Genomic DNA, 18,427 nt, shown 5'->3' with positions numbered 1-18,427 from the left:
TCGAGTCCCGTCCATTCCGCATTAAAGTCCCGAAGAAATTTGGGACTTTTTTGTTTTTAGGCTGCAAAGGATTATTGCCACGAAGGCAGAAAGACACTAAGTTTAAAAATTTCCGTATTCGACTGATTCAAGGTTTTCGTATTCCTTTCTCCGAAAAAAATAATCATTACCGTTAAAGATATCTTTGATCAAAAAACCATTTGTGCATTTGCGTCTCCGTCGGCATAATTCAAAGTAGTTTTTTGTAGCCAAAGAATCTCTGCCTTTTTGCGTCGCCTTCAAAAAAACTTTTGCTCCTTAGCGTCTTAGTGGCAAAAATCAAACCGCCCTTTCATCCACCAACACATCCACATTGGGATGAAGCCAAAGCAAGGAAGCGGGAAACTGCGTACTTACCTCTGGCTTTAGCATGCGTTCAAAAGCCTCTTTTTTACCTGAACCTGCGATAAAAATCAAGATCTTTTTGGATTGAAGAATATTCCCCACGCCCATCGTCATTCCAAAAGTCGGAGGCTGTTTTAAAGTTTTGATCATGCCATTGTTTAGCGTAGACTCGGCCAATTGACAAACATGAAATCCCGGTCTTAGCACCTCTCCGGGTTCATTTAGCGCAATATGACCATTCACCCCAATACCCAAAATGCAGATATCCAAAGGACCTTCTCTCTGAATCACCTCTTCCATTTTGCTGCAATCCCCTTCCGGATCTGCCGTAAAAGGATCAATCGTCCAATAGCGTTCAGAAGAAATCCCCATAGGCTGAACAAACTTGGTCTGCACATCGAGCTCTGAAGTAAAAGTTGACCCTTCCTCTAACCCACCCCATTCATCCAATTTGATCACACGTAGCTGATTGCAAAAGCTTGAATTTTTAGCCTTTTCAGCCACCATTTGCGCATAAAGACCCGATGGCGATCCCCCACTCGCGACACAAAACAACAAATTTGGCTTTCGGTCAATTTCGGGTTTCACCAATTCAAAGCCCTTTCGGCTCATGGTTTCAAAATCAGGTAGGTAATGGAAATTCATGTTGAGGCCAGTTGGAAATAGATAATCGATTTGACCATTAAATATCAGGTAAATTTTTGAGACCGTTTTTTTTAAACCACAGTAGACACATAGAAAACATTTCGCTGTCCTTTTCTTCTTTCTATTAACAGAATCATTTTTTTTGCGCCTTAGTGTCTTCGTGGCAAATGAACCGCTAGAAGCAAAATCTTGGTAGAAAAATTTGTCAATGGTATCACAAGCGCTGGACTCGAATAGCCGCTCAGTAATCGAAAGCCTTTTCCAGCGCAAGGAATAAAAAGACTACCCAAAAGCAGTTTCAAAACCACAGTAGACACATAGAAAACACATAGGTGTATCCTTGATTTTCAAAGAATCCAAATCTTTTGTGACTTAGCGTCTTCGTGGCAATTGCTCCGTTAGGAGCATAATCTTGGTAGAAGAAAAAGTCAAAGCTACCCCTAGCGCTGGACACCAAAAGCTGGTTTGGAAACGAAAGCTTGTGCCAGCGAAATGGAAAAAGACATTTTAAAACCACAATAGACACATAGAAAACACATAGTGGTCTCTTTGATTCTCATAGAATCCAAATCTTTTGTGACTTAGCGTCTTCGTGGCAATTCCCCATTTTTCCAGACCTATACGGTTGAACCTTAGAGCCCTCTGAATTATCCTTGGTGACCTTGGCGGTTAAGCTTTGTGAACTCTTATTTCCCCTTTGAGTCCTTTGCGGCTAATCTCTTTGTGTACTCTTATTTCACCTTCGAGCCCTTTGCGGCTAAAAAATCACTTCTTCCTTCTTAACTTATACCCATCTTAGTTTACCAAACACCAACCAACACCTTATGAGAAAAATTTACCTCAGTGCTTTGGGCTTGATGCTAGTTGCAAGTCCCCTATTGGCACAGAAAAAAGCCGCCCCCAAACCCGATCCACTCAAGCAATCCGTACAGCAAGCCATTGATTCCCGATTTGCCGACATGACGGAGCTAAGCGACAAGATCTGGGCTTTCGAAGAAATCGCCTTTCAGGAAACCCAATCCTCGGCGGCTCTATCTGCTTATGCGGAAAAACTCGGATTCAAAGTCACACGAGGGGTGGGCGAAATCCCCACTGCTTTCGTAGCGGAATATGGATCCGGCACTCCCATCATCGGAATTATGGGTGAGTTTGACGGCTTACCTGGCTTGTCTCAAAACAAAGTTCCTTTCAAAAGTCCACTCCATGCCGGAGCACCGGGACATGGTTGCGGTCACAATCTTTTTGGCGTTGCATCCCTTGGCGCGGCATCAGCGATCAAAGACTTGATTGCTGAAGGCAAACTGAAAGGCACGATACGCTTTTATGGTACTCCAGCCGAGGAAAAATACTTCGGCAAGCTGTGGATGATCCGTGCCGGACTGATGGACGATGTGGATATCATGATGGACTGGCACCCTGCCGACGAAACCAAAACCGAAGTCCAAAAAGGACTGGCCTTGGTAGATTTTATCGTCGAGTTTAAAGGACAGGCGGCCCATGCCTCCGGTGATCCTTGGAACGGCCGCTCTGCCTCGGATGCCCTCGAACTCTACACCACTGGCATCAACTACTACCGCGAGCACATCAAGCCTACCGTACGTATTCATTACCATATCCAAGACGGTGGACAAGTTGTCAACGTAGTACCTGACTACAGCCGACTTTGGGTCAGAGTCCGTGATACCAGCCGTGAGGGACTTGTGCCTGTCTGGAAGCAGGTAGAAAAAATGGCCGAAGGCGCCGCCATCATGGCCAATGTCTCCCACGAAGTGAAGCTCGTTTCCGGCGTGCATGAGATCCTGGTCAACCGAACCGGTTCGGTGGTGATGCAAAAGAACATTGAAAGCCTAGGAGCGATCACCTATACTGCAGAAGAACAGGAATTCGCCAAAAAGATACAGGAAGCCAATGGCAAACCGCAGGTGGGTGTGATCTCTGAGATCAAGCCAATGGAAGAAACCCTAGAACACAGTATGGGCGGCAGTACTGACGTAGGTGATGTAAGCTGGGTGGTACCCACCATCCGAATGGGAGCCACTGTGGCACCGACTGGTACTCCTTGGCATTCCTGGGCGGTAGTCGCCTCCGTAGGAATGTCCATCGGACACAAGGGAATGGGCTATGCAGCCAAGGCCTTGGCCATGACCATGGTGGATCTGTACCAAAATGAAGCCCTGAGAAACGAGATCAAAGCTGAATTCAAGCAGAAAAAAGGAGACTATGTCTACAAGGGCATTATCCCTGACGGCCCTCCGCCTTTGAAGGCTGGGTATTGATTTGAGGCAAGTAATTCAGAAATACCCGAAACCAGTTTCGTAAGGCATCCAAATAGGCATGCTTTACGAAACTGGTTTCGTAAATACAGACGTTACCACCCATTATAAAACGACACAGTAATAAAAACAGATAATGAAAAAAACGACATTAACACTTTTAGCAACCTGCCTGACATTTTTGACATTCGGACAGGTAGCAGAAAATCAAAAATTGATTGAGCTTGGCAAGACCTACAAAGACTTTATGTTCCGTAATGAGCCGACAAAAGAAGCTTTGAAAGAAGTAAAGACTGATGTTCCGGCTAACTTAAAGACAGCAACAGACTTTATCGTTCAGACAATATCTACAAATAATCAGCTTCTGACTAAAACATATTTATCACGACCAGACGATAAAGTGTTAAGACAGATTTACATAATAAGAGCTATCAATCTAAATCTTAGAGAAGAAAACCAAATTGACAATAATAAGCTCATAGATAGTTTATCAAATAAGGACATTCCGACTTATGAATTGGTTGACAATTACTATGGAATGGTATTTACAGCAGTTGGAAATAAAAACCAACCGTTTGACCTTTCAAAGACCGACTTTAAAATGAAAGAATATAACTTTAAAGACGACACAGAAAAAGGCATTATGTTTTTACGTTGTATGGACTATTGCGGAAAGACAATTTGGGGCTTTATGAACGTAGTGAAACCACCAAACACAAGCAAAGCAATTGACAACATTAAGAAGTTTCCTAAATTCAATGGACAAGCATATTACCAATACACCGACTTTTATTTTACGGACTTTGAAATGAATATCGTTAAGGACAAAGGAATTCAAAGCTACAAAAGCTACTACCTTGACAAATTCTACGAGACACTTTTATCACATTTAATTTGCTTAAACAATGAAGGTGGTTCAGAAAAGGAGAAAAACGACTTATTATTGGGTTCAATTTTAAAGGAGCGAAACCTTTACAAATACACCAAATACAAAGAGACATTAGAAGACATTTTCAAAGAACAGAAAAGAGAATAACGGGTGGTAACAGCCGTTTGCCGCAATGGGGGCTGACGTGGTTAAATCAAGTGCAGTGCTTCTATCAACATTTGTGCTTGGTTGACAGTGAAGTGCTCCGAAATCCCCCACTGCGGCAAGCGGCAAAACGTTAGTTCTCAACAAAAAATAAGTTCCAAATCAAAGGAAAGAGAACTACCATTAATGTGGTAAAAAAAATCCCAGTCCATGAGCCAAGGAACAATCCTTCTACCATGAGAACAAAATACGCCATTTGCCTCCTCTTCCTTATCCTCGGCCTCGGGACCTCCCAAAAAGATCCCCGAACCGAGTTTTTTCCAAAGCTGGAAGAGAAGCCGGAGGTAATTCCTGCCAAAGAAAACCTGTGGGTCTTTATTCTGGCAGGTCAATCCAACATGGCAGGACGGGGAAAAGTCGAACCTATGGACACGATCCCCGACCCACGGATTTTGACCATCAACAAAACCGGAGAGGTAATTCTTGCCAAAGAACCGCTTCACTTCTACGAACCCACCCTGACCGGATTGGATTGCGGACTTTCCTTTGGCAAAGAATTGCTGAAGTACATTCCCGACAGCGTTTCGATTTTGCTCATTCCCACAGCAGTTGGGGGAAGTGGCATCAATCAATGGATCAGCGATGAAACGTATCGGAATGTGCCTCTATTCACCAATTTCAAAGAAAAAACAGCAATTGGGAAACATTACGGAACCGTAAAGGCCATCCTTTGGCATCAGGGAGAGAGTGATGCAGCCTCAGTGGAGACTATCAAAATCTATGACAAGCAATTGGCTGTCTTATTCGGGAAGTTTAGGGCTGAAGTCGGCTATCCCAACCTGCCCATTTTCATGGGTCGATTAGGGTCCTATTCCAAGACGGATGAATCCTGGCAGGCTATTAATTCCAAAATGGAGGACTACCAAAAAACGGATCCTTATGCCCATCTGATCCAAACCAAGGATCTGAACCATAAAGGGGATTTTGTTCATTTTGACTCGGAAGGACAGCGGGAAATGGGAAAAAGATATGCCAACGAATTTATCCAAAGGCGCACCGTTGTCATCGAGTAGTTGGCTAGGCGGCAAAACATGTAGTTTCGCTTTTGACCAAGTATAGGATGTCCAGAGCTTTCCTGAAGGCATAAAACGAGTAGCCTTCTATTTTTTAAATCTTGGCAAGCAACCCATACTAAGCTTTATCCATCTTCATCCACATGATGAAGATTTTAAGATTTACCATTTTCCTGTTTTTTGTTTCTCTTACACACCTGAGTTTTGCACAGGAAGACACGCCCCATTTTTGGTTGGCAAAGGCGAGAACCACCATCTTAGCCGGCGATACCCTTCAAGGGATTACCGATCTCCATCAGGCCATTCACTTGGGTTTGTTTGATCCACTGGCGATTACGAACAGCAAAACACTTTCCTTTCTGGCCCAAGAGATCAGAGGCAAGGACTTGATGGAAGGAATCTCGCAAAACAGGTTGCGACTATCAGATCCTTCCCAGCTAAGGATCGAAACGGGGGATATTGATCGGTTTTGGGAGAATTTTGATGCGCTTCATGAGCCAAATGCAGAAAGCATTTTCTTGAAAAACTACATCCAAGAAGGAAGCCAGGGCCTAAAGACCTTCTACAGTGTACGGATGAACCGGGACTTGGAAAAGTATCTGGATAGAGTTCGCTCTCTGGAATCTTATTACCAAAGTATTCGGCCTACCACACTGAAGTTTGAAAGTCTAAAACCGGACTTTATCCGTGCCGCACAAAAATTAAAAGAGCTCTATCCTGAAGCCATTTTCCCTCCCATCTACTTTTTGATGGGAAGTCTATCCAATGTCGGCACTCCCGATGGCTGGGCTGGCATGTTGATCGGTGCCGAGCACTTGAGCAAGGACTCGAATAGTAATTTGGATTCGCTTTCTGAATGGGAGCAGAAGATCATTTTCGATTTTGATCAGACGGTACCCATTATCGTGCATGAGTATGTGCACTTACAGCAAAAAAACACACCGGAATCTACCTTATTGGATTTGGCTATCATGGAAGGGGCAGCGGATTTCATCACCTATCTGATCCTTGGGCAACCTACCGACCCACGAGTTTTCGATTTTGGAGTTGCCCATGAAGAAAAACTTTGGGCACAATTCAAAACCCAGATGAGAGGGGAAAATACCGATGATTGGCTTTTCAATACCGACAATCCGGAAACCGGTTACCCCGGAAATCTTGGATATTTTATCGGTTACCGAATATGCGAAAGCTATTATCATCAAGCGGTTGATAAAAAATCCGCTATCAAAGAAATGCTGGAAATCAGGGATTTTGAGAAGTTTTTGAAGGATAGTGCTTACGAGTTCAAGCATTAAAAAAAACTGATTAGCCGCTTTCTTATGGGAATGGGAATTATTTGGTCTTTTCTGGATAGCGATTTTATTGAAATTCAACCCATTTTAAAATTAGGAATATAAGATTTTACTCAATCCTAATTGCCCTTTCTCCTCCTCTCTCCTATCTTTCCATTCTATGGAAAAACTGAAAATCGCCAGTGCCCAGTTTGAAAACCGAAGCGGAGATAAAGAATACAACCTCTCTGTCATCGACCGGCTTTCCGCCAAGGCAGCGGCTCAAGGCGCGCAGGTCATTGCCTTCCACGAATGTTCCGTCACGGGATACACCTTTGCCAGAAAGCTGTCCAAGGAACAGATGCTCGAAGTGGCCGAGCGTATTCCCGAGGGGCCAAGCATCCAAAAACTCATCGAAATCGCCCGCAAGAATCAAATCGTCATCTTGGCCGGCCTCTTTGAAAAAGACGAGCAAGACCAACTTTTCAAAGCTTATGTCTGTGTAGATCAAAACGGACTCCTGGCTAAATACCGCAAACTCCACCCCTTTATCAATCCAAATATTTTACCCGGAAATGAGTACGTGGTCTTTGACTTACTAGGCTGGAAATGCGGGATTCTAATCTGCTACGATAACAACATCATTGAAAACGTCCGAGCGACAAAACTCCTTGGGGCGGATGTTATTTTCATGCCGCATGTGACCATGTGTACCCCTTCTACCCGTCCGGGAGCCGGATTTGTGGATCCCAAGCTTTGGGAAAACCGGGAAACTGATCCCACTTCCCTTCGCATCGAATTTGACAGCCTGAAGGGTCGTGCTTGGTTGATGAAATGGCTGCCTGCACGAGCCTATGACAATGGGGTCTATGTGGTTTTTTCCAACCCGATCGGCATAGACGATGACCAGTTGAAAAACGGTTGCTCGATGATTCTCGATCCGTTTGGGGATATTTTGGCCGAGTGTCGGGACTTTGAAGACAGCTTTGTAATCGCTACTATCACTCCCGAAAAACTAACCCAAGCAGGCGGTTCACGCTACCTCCAGGCGAGACGCCCCGATCTCTACCGGGACATTATCGGTCAAGCCCACAAACCTGAGCAAAAAGTCGTTTGGCTTCAACCCAAGTCAAGTTGATTACTAATGCTTCAGGGCTGATTTAGCTCCCTTCAAGAGGGATTTGGCATTTTTCCAATACCTTATTTGTAAGGATGTTTAGCAGGAAAAGAATGCATAATTGCTACCTACCTCTTTGAGGATAGGAAGGTTCATGTTATTGATTTATATTCACTTCAAGTGAAAATAAGGAGATATGGAACTGATCAACAACATCCTAAGTATCGATCCAAACTATATTCTGATTGGCTTATTGAGCCTTTTTTTCTTTTTGGAACAGGTGACTGTCAATCCCTATCCCTTCAAAAACCGTGGGAAGCACCTTTTCCAAAATATCCTATTCCAGATTTCGCTGACCCTTTTGAATCTTGTTTTTCTGGGTATTCAACTGCAATGGATCGAATGGCTTTCTATGCACCAAATCGGGCTTTTACATTGGACCGAATGGCCTTATTGGGTCAAACTTGCCTTAGGAGTGGCCTTGTATGATCTGACCACCTATTGGATTCATCGTGCTTCACACAAAGTTCCCCTGCTTTGGAGATTACATCGGGTTCACCACAGTGATACCCACATGGACTCCTCCACCACCTTGCGCTTTCATCCTTTGGAAATCATATTTATTTATCAGACAGGAAATGTCATCACCGCTGCTCTCTTCGGCACAGATATGACTGCTTTGGCTCTGTATTATTTCATTGTATATATCTTTTTTTTCCTCGAACATTCCAATTTGAATTACCCCAAATGGTTGAATCACACGCTTGGACTGGTGCTGGTCATGCCGGACCATCACCGGGTGCACCACCACAAAGATCAGCAGTACACCGACTCCAATTTTGCAGACATCTTTATCCTTTGGGATAGGATTTTCAAAACCTTTAAATGGATCCCTGTAAAAAAGACAGACTTTGGCTTGGAAGAATTTGACTCCGAAGACAAGCAAACCTTTCTTTACCTGATGAAAAGCCCTTTTCTATCCATCAAAAATGAATCACGAAAAAAATCGAATGGCTCTTAGTCAGAGTATCTAACTAAACCTCTTTTTCCATCCTTTTCCTAAATAATTCACCCTCATGAAAACCATTTTATTCTTACTCGCTTTCCTTTTTTCCTCAACCGCCTTTTCACAAACCTCCGATCAGCTTCAGGTAGAACAATTGATTCAGAATTCTTTTGATGAGATTTTCTCCAACTATCAAGCTGAAAAGCTCACAGACTTTTACACTGAGGATTTTTTACTTCTGGAGCAAGGAGAAGTATGGGACATGGCGATCATTCGCGACTACCTCGCCAAAGCCAAAAGCAACCCAAACCCTCCTACCCGAATCAACCGCTTCGAGTTTATCAAGACCGTAGTCGAAGGAGACCGGGCCTGGGTAGCCTATCACAATTATGCCACGATCTCCCGGGACGGACAAGTCCTACGTGAACTCTATTGGTTGGAAAGTGCTACTGCCATTCGAACTGAAAGAGGCTGGAGACTGGATATGCTTCATTCAACTCGGGTAGAGAAATAAAAGCACTCCAATAATCGAGCCGGCCGATTTTTTCCGAAATCTCATTCCTTCTATTTTGGGGAATCCTGTAGAGGATTTCCACAATCCGAGAAATTGCTTTTTCGATTCCTTGGTCTAGGTGTCGACTCTTCATTTACCTGATCAGTCCTTTGGTTTCCGAGAGAGTTCCCGGCTAATGTATTTTGCTTTAATTGCTTGTTGAATTCACTTCTGGATTTAGGAATCCTTCAGCTATTGGCAATCGAATTGTCTTTTAGGATTAGATCAAAAGTTGAAAAAATGAATCCCGACAAAAATATTGAACTCATGACCTCCTCCACCAACCGCCTTTTGAAAAACATGGAGGCTTTGACTTCTTCGGGGACCTGGGAACTGAATTTCCAGACAAATACCTTGACTTGGTCCGAGGGCGTATTTTTAATGCTTGGGTACGAACCCAATGAGTTTCAGGTAAATTTTGAGACCGGGGTTTCTGTCATTCATCCCGAGGATAGAGAAAGGGCCCTAGCCCATATGAATGAGGTCCTGGTAAATAACATCGACTATTATATCAAAAAACGGCTGATCAAAAAAGATGGACGCATCATCCATGTGGTGTCCAAGGCCAATCTGGAGCGGGATGAGTATGGAAAACCCATTTACATGATTGGAGTTTTTCAGGACATCACGGAGTTCATCAAGACTAAAAAGAAGCTAAAAAAATCAAAAAAAGTCACTGAAATCCTGATCGAAAACATCGACGGAATATTCTGGGAGGCTGATGCGGAGACCTTTCAGTTTACCTATGTCAGCCCACAGGTAAAGAAAATCACAGGATATTCACAGAAGGAATGGATGAGTTCCCCTTCTTTTTGGATGGATCACATTCACCCTGAGGATCGGGATTTTTCGGTGAACTATTTCCACTCGGAAACCAAAGGATTGAAGGATCACAAATTCGATTACCGATTTAAAAAGAAGGACGGAACCTACATCTGGCTCAATAACCGGGTAAATGTCATGCACCAAGAGGGTGTACCCCTTAAGCTGGCAGGCCTGATGGTGGATATTTCCAATGAAAAAGAACTTTCTGCCACTCTGAATGATGAACTTAGACTGAAGCAAAACTTCCTTAAAACTCTTCCAAGTGTTTTTTATCTCTTTGATGAATCCGGTAAATTTTTGATCTGGAATAATCAGCTGGAGACTGTATCCGAATATTCTGGGGAGGAAATAGGGCAAATGCATCCACTCGATTTTTTTCTGGGAAAAGAAAAAGAGACGGTACATCATCATATCCAAAAGGTATTAGAACATGGCCACTCGGAACTAGAAACCAAACTGGCCTCCAAATCGGGAAAAGTGACTCCCTTTATTTTTACTGCTTCGAAGATTAATTACCAGGGAAAAACCTGTGTCTTTGGTACAGGCGTGGATATTTCAGAAATCACAGCGAGTAAAAATCTTCTTTCTGAGAGCTACGAGCGCTTTGAATTCCTGGCCAAAGCAACCAATGATGCCATCTGGGATTTTGACGTGGTCAACAACTCATTATTCTGGGCTGACGGATTCCATTCTCTTTTTGGGTACGATCTCTCTCAGACCCAACCCAGTCTGGACCTTTTGATTTCCCTGATTCATCCCGAAGACAGGGAGCGAATTGTGTCTATGATCACAGCTTATTTCAATCCCAAATGCGAACAAAACAAATGGTTGGAGGAATATCGGTTTAAAAAAGCCGATGGCACTTATGCTTATGTCATGGACAAAGCACTATTTATCAGAGATATAAATGGACAGGTGACACGAGTGGTGGGGTCAATGCAGGACATCAGTCCCAGGAAAGAGTATGAAAAATCCCTCCAAAAACTCAATGAGGAATTGGAAGCCAAAGTGAAAGCCCTTGCGATTTCCAATTTGGAATTGGAACAATTTGCATTTGTTGCCTCTCATGATTTGCAGGAACCGCTTCGGATGATCTCCAGTTTTATGGGATTGCTGAAAAGAAAATACGGGGATAAGCTTGACGAAAAAGCTGACCAATACATTCAGTTTGCCATCGGCGGAGCCAAACGAATGCAGCGGATCATTCTAGAACTTTTGGAGCTTTCCCGTATTGGAAGAAACGAAACGGATCTTGAAGTAGTCCAAACCGAAGCCTTTGTCAACGAAATCATTGAGGGGCTCGCCCTGAAAAACCGAAAGGGGAAATTCATTTTGGATGCGCTCCCGGAGATAAAAACCAACAAGGCCTTACTTCAGCACATCTTTCTCAATCTGATTTCCAATGCAGTGAAATACGCCAAAAAAGACCTGCCGCTGGAGGTGAAAATTTCTGCGGAAGAACTCAAAGACCATTGGAAATTTTCAGTTAAAGACAATGGAATCGGTATCGACAAGGAGTACTTTGAAAAAATATTTGTGATTTTTCAACGGATACACAAAGACTCAGAATATGATGGAACAGGAATTGGGCTGAGTATTGTCAAAAAAGCCGTAGAAAAGCTCGAAGGAGAAATATGGGTGGAATCAGAGATTGACCAAGGGAGTACTTTTTTCTTTACAATTAAAAAAATAGCCTAATCAACTCTAAGTACTAAAAGACAAAAGTCCTAGCCTGAAATCAGGCCAGGACTTTTTTGTTAGGCTTATTGGAATAACTTCTCCAGAATCTTATAAGTAATCAGGTAAGTCGGCCTTACACCTTCCATACCCAAGGCTCCGGAAGCAAGCGTACTGCCTGTTTCCAAGGGATTATCAGAGGCATAGTAGGCATATAACACCTTCACATTTGATCGGATGCTTCCACGGATTTTGGAGGCGGATTGGATGGCTTTTTGATAATGCGCCCCTTCCATTTCCAGACCTACAGCCTTCCAAGAAGACTCCATGAAATAAGTAAGGATATCCCGGTTTTGAAGAGAAGTACCGAGTACGGTGATCATGGAACCCTGATAAACTCCCAGTCCATAACCTTCAAAATCAGATTTTTTCAACTCATTTCGGAACGGATAATTATCCGCAGTGCCTTCAAACACATGGGAAGTAGGCACCATCAGGTCACCCTTGCCTCCATGGAGGATTCCCGCTTTTCCCATAATGGAGGTAGAGACTACGTTTAGCGGATATTTTTTGCCGTTTTTGGAATAAGGCTTCAACAATTCGTCAAAACATTCATACGCTTGCTCTCCAAAGGCATAATCCATCACCACCAAGACCGGACGCTTTTCTTTGTCTTCAGGAAGAAGGGTTCCCGGAATCAAAGAGAGTTTTTCCAGATAAGCTGTGTCGATGATTTGCGCTCCGATATTGGTACCGGATTCGTCAGGCAAATCCATGAAGCCGTGCTTTTCAGCATATTCCTGAATCTTCTTTCCTTGATTGTTTTTCGCTTTTACGGAGATATCCGTGGCTATTTGCTCAATTTCCTCAAAACTAGTTGCACCTAATGCCTGATGGGCATAGACGGTATTCAATACACTGTGTAGGTTGGCTGAGATGATGTGAATCGGGCGGTGGATAAGATCCTTTTCCAGAAGCTTTTCCTTGATTCGATCTGCCCATAATTCCCCATACACGTGATGCCCAATGCGCTCTCTGAGCGTGGCTGAGAAGCTGATTTCCCGGTCCAATCCTTGGGTGGCTTCTTCCATGGCCAATTTACCGAGGTGGTACACGATAGAAAAAAGACTATTTGAGTTGGAGCTTTTGGAAAATTTCTTTACTGCTCCAATCGTTTCTTCGAAGGTTCTTCCAATAATATGGCTCAGATAGGCAGAGGCACATTCGATATCTAATTCTTCTCCGGCTTGTTCTTTTCGTACAAACTCTTCCAGCATTTCCCAGTTAGGCGAAATCTTCCCCTTCGGATCAGTACTGTTACGAAGGATTTTTTTGGATTCGATGTAGAGAAAAGTCAAATGCGTGAGGATATCATAGATATCAGACCTGCCTCGGGTCATCTCCACATACATGATTTGCTCATCCAATCGGTAGCAATTACGCTTACGACGCGGAGGCACTAAAGGAATCAAATGAGACGTTTCATAACCTTCTCTACTGATCAGACGGACGTATCGGCACTCTTCAATTCCTTTTGGCAGGCGCTCCATTACGTACAGTAATCCGTCCAATTCGATTTTCTCGGGATCCGAGAGCGTACCGTAAATCTCAGGGCTAAGGGTCATCAAAGCCTGAATTAATCCTTCCCCAGACACGCCCATGGGTTTGTAACTTCCCCGATTAAAAAGGTGACGCATCGTGATGTACAAGCGCTCGATGGCTGCTCTCGACTCTTGAGCTCTGGTTCTCTTCATTTGCATAACAAACAGTTTAATTCGGCGAAATTAGGCTTTTTAGGTCGATTTCCGGTTAGTCATCGAAAAAATGGACAAGGAAAGCCAACTATTTCACTTTCGACTTCACTAGTATTCACCAATAGGAAAAATCACTTTTTAAGTTTTTCCGCAAAATATTTCCTCAGCTTTTCCACTTTTGGACGTACCACAAACTGGCAATAGGGCTGCATGCCGTTTTGATTGTAATAATCCTGATGGTAATTCTCGGCAGGATAAAAATTGGTGAAGGCGGTAATTTCTGTGACAATCGGTGAATCAAAAATCCCCGATTGATTCAATTCAGCTTTCATCTTTTCGGCCACCTCTTTTTGACTTTCCTTCCAATAGAAAATGGCAGACCGATATTGAGGCCCTACATCGGCACCTTGTCTGTTGAGCGTAGTGGGATCATGGGTTGCCCAAAAGATCTCAAGAAGAGTTTCAAGGTTGATTTTTCCCGGATCAAAAAAAACCTGAATCACTTCTGCATGACCTGTGGTACCGGTGCAAATCTGCCGATAGGTAGGATTTTCTACCATTCCTCCAGCATACCCGGAAACCACCTGACGGACACCTTCCAATCTTTGAAAAACAGCCTCCGTACACCAAAAACAGCCGCCTCCGAGGAGGATTACCTCTTGGCCTTCTGGGATTTCGAGCTTAGTCATCGGGAGCTGTGGAATTTGATTCATGGTATTTAAATTTCAAGAGAGAACCGCAAAATGCTTATTGAAGTTTTTGAAGAGCCGAAATTCTTACTGGTCCAGAGGGAATTTGTTTGGGATCAACCGGCACGCCTTTTTGAGTAACCTGAATTATCCCCTCCCGATACATCTCCATCATGACCTCTTGGATGTCCGGCATGAACATCCTCCAATCTTCCGGGTACATCTGCCTGAGCACTTCAGAGGGACAAAAGGAATTCTCTTTTCTTCTCCTGCAAAAATCCAGAATAGCCACCCTAAGCACTTCCATCCCAGTCGCTTATTGACAGATCATAACAAAGGCGGGAGGAAGGTTTTTGAGGGTAAACTTGGCCTCTACCTTGGAGAAATACTTCAGAAAAAGCTTTTTTAACAGGTAAGAATAGCAGATCTGGATAAACTTACCTCGGGGAGTCAGGGCATTTTTCGAATGCCTCAAAATCTGATCGGTTGCTTCTTTGGAAATCAGACTGAAAGGCAAAGAAGAAAGGACATAATCCGCTTTTCTTCCATGAAGATAGGCATCCAGATTTTCTGCCGAATCACAGATAATCTTTACATTTTTCTGGGGAAACTGCTTTTTCATGGCCTCACAAAATGAAGGGTTGATTTCGAAAACCAACAATTCTGCATCCAACGCTAAGCGGTCAATGATTCCCTGTGTAATGCTACCGTCTCCTCCTCCCAATTCTACTACCAACTGGGCCTGACTCAAATCTGTGTAAGAAAGCATTTTATTAACCAAGGCCTTTGAACTAAATGTCAAGGCTCCAGTAGTGTTTATATTGGAGTACAACTCCACCAACAAATCGGATTTACCCATACAGTTAAAATGACCGTTGAAGATACCTGATTTTGCCTTATCTTTTCAGATTGACAGCTAAAACTTAACCTACAATATGGCCCAAAAGGCTGAAATCCGATCCTCTTTCCTAGACCAACTTCACTTAGTTTTAAAGAACTTCTGGGGCATGGCTCTGATTTTCTTGATCTTAATGTTTCTGGCAAGAGTGGCAGAATTCATTCTAGTTTTCAATACTCACATTCTTGATTTCTCGATCACGGAGGTTTGGAGCTTTGCATTACTTCAGGATTTGGAATGGACCCTGTATTTCCTTGGACTTCTCTTCATTGTTTTTCTATTTCTAAGCCTGCTCTCCAAGTCCTTTTCCAAGATTTTTCTTCAGGTAATACTGACCATTTCGCTGCTAATACACCTCGCATTGATCTTTTACTTCCTTAAGACACTTCTTCCGCTTGGAAAAGATCTTTTTGCGTACAATTGGAACGATCTTGTACTCACGGTCTCCTCTTCCGGGCAACTGAATTTCCTGAATTTATTCCTGGGCATCTTGGTATTGATCGTTTTCTTCATGGCGTTCCAGCTCGGAATAAAACATTTTCCATTTAAGCTTAAAACCTCCCTCTTCTTCACGGGTATTCTATATGGTTTATTGCTCATTTTCACAATTCTTCCGGATTTGATCAGCGCAGGAGCAAGCGAAACCAAAAGAAATGTAGAACTCAATAAGTCCCGTTTTCTCACCGAACAGGCCTTTGATTATTGGCTGTATGGTGGAGAGTATTACTTTGATTTTTACCTGCGTGGAAGCAGCGATGACCTTTTGGTCAAAAAAGAATTTACCAACGATGAATACCCCTTTGTTCACAAAAATGGATACCCCGATGTACTGAGTCCGTTTTTCGACAGCCTCAGCCAAAAGCCTGATCTGGTATTCATTTTTATAGAAAGTTTGGGAAAAGCCTATTCCGGAAAGGATGCGTATCTGGGATCTTTTACTCCTTTCCTTGATTCACTTGAACAGCATTCTTTGGTATGGACCAACGCGCTTTCTTCCACAGGCCGAACTTTTGGACTGCTGCCGGGAGTCTTTGGGGGACTTCCCTTTGGTGAAAAAGGCTTCCTCGAACTCTTCGATGAGTTTCCGTATCATCACTCCCTGTTGAGTGTGCTGAGAGAAAACAGCTACGAAATCAGGTATTTTATAGGTGCTGATCGCAAATTTGACCATGTTTCTGATTTTTTGGAGTACCAACAAGTCACTCAATTGGAGGATGAATCCACTTTTTTGCCCGGTTATCAAAAATCCCCTTCTCAAAATGGATTTTCATGGGGTTATGCGGATAAAGAGCTTTTCCTAAACGGACTTAGAAAACTCCCTTCCGAAACCACAGCTCCCCAACTGAGGATCTTTCAAACGCAAACCTCTCACGATCCTTACTTGGTACCAGAACGGGAATTTTACCAACAAAAACTTCAAAGCCACCTCAGGAACTATCTGGGTTTGAGTGAATCCAAAATCACCGAATATATGGCCTATCAGGACATTTACATGACAGTTCTATATGCGGATGATGCAGTCAAACTATTCATAGAGGAATACAAAAAACGCCCGGAATTTGAAAACACCATCTTCATAATCACCGGTGACCATCGCCTACCGGAAATACCCATGGCTTCCAGACTGGATCGGTTTCATGTCCCCATGATGATCTATTCCCCACTACTCAAGCGTGGAGCGTATTTCAAAGGAATCAGCAGCCACTATGAGATCACTCCTACCCTATTGTCGTTTTTAGAGAAAAATGCAGGGATACAGCTCCCCGAAGAAGTCATTTGGCAGGGACAAGTATTGGATACCGCGAGGACTTTCCGGTCCATGATCGCCATGCCCTTGATGAGAAATAAGAATCAATTGGTTGACTACATCCACGGGGAGTTTTTCCTTTCTGACGGTCAGGTTTTTCTGGTCAGTGACGGACTGAATATCGATCCTATCGAAGACGGAGATGTCCTGACTAGGCTCACAGGAGAATTTGAGGAATTCAAAAACAAAAACAGCTACATGGTCCAGACACGTAGGCTGCTTCCTACTCCCAATAATAAATCTGATTAATTGGTCGATTTTCGAGCCTCCTCCAAAATCTGCTCCAGTAAAGGCTGATAATAATTCCAAAAAAAGCTTCTTCGGTCTGTAAAGTCACCAGTCACATAAAGTGAGCGCCACAAAAAAGGAAGCCCTGAAAACCGGGGAGAGCCCAAATCCCCTTTGACTTCCGAAAAATCCCCTGCAAAATAATATTGTCGGCCTTTTCCCAATTGCCTATAGACTACCGCAGGAAAGAAACGGGGCAGCCCCATGCTTCTCAGCCTTTGCACTCCCTCGGGTGTAGGATTGATGTCGTAATAGGATATCACCTGGTAATCCCGCTCGATCAATACCACATCAAACCAGTCTGGATAAGGAACTACCTGAGGAAGCTTAAATCCATGTTTATTTACTTTTTGGGTACGAATCAGAGGTGTTTTATTTTGGAAATCCTTGTTAAAAAGAAAGGCCTCCATCTCGCCGCTTTCCTTTATAAAAATCAAACCGGGCCCTGAAAGATCCCAAGCTCCATGCTGTTTCCGGTAGATAATCCTCATCCATCCGGGAATATCACCGTTTTGAATGGTATCCAATTCGTCAAAATACCTTCCAATCCATCCGGTCCATTTGATTCCCATCAGATTTTCAAATTCGGTTCGAATGGGTTTTGGAGTTGGAGAGGCCATGGCATTATACTCAGCCACTACGGTTTTCCCTTGTTGCTTAGCACTGTTGATGAGATGGATTTCTGAAATATCCATCCCTCCATAGATCTTTTTACTTGGATTTTCGAGTGGAGGTCTGCTAAAATCATTTTCGAAAACCCCGTAGGTGTCTGCTATGAATACCAAGTCTTTCTGGGACACGAGCGAATCAATAGATGCCCTTGTCCGACCTGCCAGATCCTTTTTAGTCCCATAAGCCGGAGAATCATCAGGAAAAAATCCCAAATAGTCAGCTGATTTATCATAAAACTCCTTTTGTGAGTTTTGATATTTACTGTGATCCAAAACCCAAAATACCCCCTGATGCTCCTGATAACTCTTATCTCTCACGGTCTTATCCAGCACCAAGATGTCCAAAGTCTTTACTGGAGTAAAAAACCAAATCAGGTAGCTGATCAAAGGAATACCGAACAGAATCAGTACAATAGGCAACAAGCGGGACAAAAAAAGCTTAAATTCTTCTTTCATAAAT

At 43.3% G+C, this 18,427-nt stretch carries 15 protein-coding genes; 9 read left to right on the top strand and 6 right to left on the bottom strand.

Annotation, left to right across the window (positions count from 1 at the left end; all coding sequences use genetic code 11):
• Window positions 1-318 precede the first annotated feature (318 nt).
• Window positions 319-1,029: a 6-phosphogluconolactonase gene (locus DDT91_RS19955; protein WP_187177968.1), complete on the bottom strand. Its 711-nt coding sequence runs from the start codon at window positions 1,027-1,029 to the stop codon at window positions 319-321.
• Window positions 1,030-1,853: 824 nt separating this feature from the next.
• Between DDT91_RS19955 and DDT91_RS19950 the strand changes: the two genes are divergently transcribed.
• From DDT91_RS19950 to DDT91_RS19915, 8 genes are all read left to right on the top strand, one after another.
• Window positions 1,854-3,305 carry an amidohydrolase gene (locus tag DDT91_RS19950; protein WP_187177967.1) on the top strand — a complete coding sequence of 484 codons (1,452 nt, stop codon included), beginning with the start codon at window positions 1,854-1,856 and terminating at the stop codon, window positions 3,303-3,305.
• Window positions 3,306-3,438: 133 nt separating this feature from the next.
• On the top strand, window positions 3,439-4,338 hold the full coding sequence (locus tag DDT91_RS19945) for a hypothetical protein (protein ID WP_187177966.1): 900 nt from the start codon (window positions 3,439-3,441) through the stop codon (window positions 4,336-4,338).
• A gap of 233 nt (window positions 4,339-4,571) precedes the next feature.
• Window positions 4,572-5,408 carry a sialate O-acetylesterase gene (locus DDT91_RS19940; protein WP_187177965.1) on the top strand — a complete coding sequence of 279 codons (837 nt, stop codon included), beginning with the start codon at window positions 4,572-4,574 and terminating at the stop codon, window positions 5,406-5,408.
• A 143-nt stretch (window positions 5,409-5,551) separates the two neighbouring features.
• Window positions 5,552-6,706 (top strand): DUF2268 domain-containing putative Zn-dependent protease, encoded by a 1,155-nt coding sequence (locus DDT91_RS19935; RefSeq protein WP_187177964.1) that lies wholly within the window; start codon window positions 5,552-5,554, stop codon window positions 6,704-6,706.
• 157 nt (window positions 6,707-6,863) lie between these two features.
• The gene (locus DDT91_RS19930) at window positions 6,864-7,820 is read left to right on the top strand and encodes a nitrilase family protein (RefSeq protein ID WP_187177963.1); all 957 of its coding nucleotides are present in this window, start codon (window positions 6,864-6,866) and stop codon (window positions 7,818-7,820) included.
• A 175-nt stretch (window positions 7,821-7,995) separates the two neighbouring features.
• The gene (locus DDT91_RS19925) at window positions 7,996-8,820 is read left to right on the top strand and encodes a sterol desaturase family protein (protein WP_187177962.1); all 825 of its coding nucleotides are present in this window, start codon (window positions 7,996-7,998) and stop codon (window positions 8,818-8,820) included.
• A 55-nt stretch (window positions 8,821-8,875) separates the two neighbouring features.
• A complete protein-coding gene (locus tag DDT91_RS19920) occupies window positions 8,876-9,319 on the top strand; it encodes a DUF4440 domain-containing protein (RefSeq protein WP_187177961.1) in 444 nt (147 codons plus the stop codon).
• A gap of 279 nt (window positions 9,320-9,598) precedes the next feature.
• Window positions 9,599-11,881 (top strand): PAS domain-containing protein, encoded by a 2,283-nt coding sequence (locus tag DDT91_RS19915; protein WP_187177960.1) that lies wholly within the window; start codon window positions 9,599-9,601, stop codon window positions 11,879-11,881.
• A 65-nt stretch (window positions 11,882-11,946) separates the two neighbouring features.
• On the opposite strand, the gene DDT91_RS19910 is transcribed toward DDT91_RS19915, so the two are convergent.
• The 4 genes from DDT91_RS19910 to DDT91_RS19895 form a co-directional block, all read right to left on the bottom strand.
• Entirely contained in the window at window positions 11,947-13,614 is a 1,668-nt protein-coding gene (locus DDT91_RS19910; protein ID WP_187177959.1) for a hypothetical protein, read from the bottom strand.
• Between the two features lie 131 nt (window positions 13,615-13,745).
• Entirely contained in the window at window positions 13,746-14,327 is a 582-nt protein-coding gene (gene msrA, locus DDT91_RS19905) for a peptide-methionine (S)-S-oxide reductase MsrA (RefSeq protein ID WP_187177958.1), read from the bottom strand.
• A gap of 34 nt (window positions 14,328-14,361) precedes the next feature.
• Complete coding sequence (locus tag DDT91_RS19900; RefSeq protein WP_187177957.1) at window positions 14,362-14,610, bottom strand: DUF3253 domain-containing protein; 249 nt, start codon at window positions 14,608-14,610, stop codon at window positions 14,362-14,364.
• 9 nt (window positions 14,611-14,619) lie between these two features.
• Window positions 14,620-15,162 (bottom strand): class I SAM-dependent methyltransferase, encoded by a 543-nt coding sequence (locus tag DDT91_RS19895; RefSeq protein WP_187177956.1) that lies wholly within the window; start codon window positions 15,160-15,162, stop codon window positions 14,620-14,622.
• 148 nt (window positions 15,163-15,310) lie between these two features.
• Here DDT91_RS19895 and DDT91_RS19890 point away from each other — a divergent pair, with 148 nt between their 5' ends.
• Window positions 15,311-17,257, top strand: coding sequence for an LTA synthase family protein (locus DDT91_RS19890; protein WP_187177955.1), 1,947 nt, complete (start codon window positions 15,311-15,313; stop codon window positions 17,255-17,257).
• On the opposite strand, the gene DDT91_RS19885 is transcribed toward DDT91_RS19890, so the two are convergent.
• Window positions 17,254-18,423, bottom strand: coding sequence for a hypothetical protein (locus DDT91_RS19885; RefSeq protein WP_187177954.1), 1,170 nt, complete (start codon window positions 18,421-18,423; stop codon window positions 17,254-17,256). The two genes, DDT91_RS19890 and DDT91_RS19885, sit on opposite strands and share 4 nt — an antisense overlap.
• Between the last annotated feature and the right edge of the window lie 4 nt (window positions 18,424-18,427).

This window comes from Algoriphagus sp. AK58, from assembly GCF_014324365.1.
Lineage (GTDB): Bacteria > Bacteroidota > Bacteroidia > Cytophagales > Cyclobacteriaceae > Algoriphagus.
The sequence above is the reverse complement of the archived record's forward strand: the minus strand, read 5'-3'. Positions and strand labels throughout refer to the sequence as shown.

Bases quoted from the DNA above. Each gene is read 5' to 3' on its own strand.
- DDT91_RS19945 (WP_187177966.1), top strand. From the start codon at position 3,439: ATGAAAAAAACGACATTAACACTTTTAGCAACCTGCCTGACATTTTTG.
- DDT91_RS19900 (WP_187177957.1), bottom strand. From the start codon at position 14,610: ATGGAAGTGCTTAGGGTGGCTATTCTGGATTTTTGCAGGAGAAGAAAA.
- DDT91_RS19910 (WP_187177959.1), bottom strand. From the start codon at position 13,614: ATGAAGAGAACCAGAGCTCAAGAGTCGAGAGCAGCCATCGAGCGCTTG.
- DDT91_RS19890 (WP_187177955.1), top strand. From the start codon at position 15,311: ATGGCTCTGATTTTCTTGATCTTAATGTTTCTGGCAAGAGTGGCAGAA.
- DDT91_RS19930 (WP_187177963.1), top strand. From the start codon at position 6,864: ATGGAAAAACTGAAAATCGCCAGTGCCCAGTTTGAAAACCGAAGCGGA.
- DDT91_RS19950 (WP_187177967.1), top strand. From the start codon at position 1,854: ATGAGAAAAATTTACCTCAGTGCTTTGGGCTTGATGCTAGTTGCAAGT.
- DDT91_RS19895 (WP_187177956.1), bottom strand. From the start codon at position 15,162: ATGGGTAAATCCGATTTGTTGGTGGAGTTGTACTCCAATATAAACACT.
- DDT91_RS19955 (WP_187177968.1), bottom strand. From the start codon at position 1,029: ATGAATTTCCATTACCTACCTGATTTTGAAACCATGAGCCGAAAGGGC.
- DDT91_RS19920 (WP_187177961.1), top strand. From the start codon at position 8,876: ATGAAAACCATTTTATTCTTACTCGCTTTCCTTTTTTCCTCAACCGCC.
- msrA (WP_187177958.1), bottom strand. From the start codon at position 14,327: ATGAATCAAATTCCACAGCTCCCGATGACTAAGCTCGAAATCCCAGAA.
- DDT91_RS19940 (WP_187177965.1), top strand. From the start codon at position 4,572: ATGAGAACAAAATACGCCATTTGCCTCCTCTTCCTTATCCTCGGCCTC.
- DDT91_RS19935 (WP_187177964.1), top strand. From the start codon at position 5,552: ATGATGAAGATTTTAAGATTTACCATTTTCCTGTTTTTTGTTTCTCTT.
- DDT91_RS19915 (WP_187177960.1), top strand. From the start codon at position 9,599: ATGAATCCCGACAAAAATATTGAACTCATGACCTCCTCCACCAACCGC.
- DDT91_RS19885 (WP_187177954.1), bottom strand. From the start codon at position 18,423: ATGAAAGAAGAATTTAAGCTTTTTTTGTCCCGCTTGTTGCCTATTGTA.
- DDT91_RS19925 (WP_187177962.1), top strand. From the start codon at position 7,996: ATGGAACTGATCAACAACATCCTAAGTATCGATCCAAACTATATTCTG.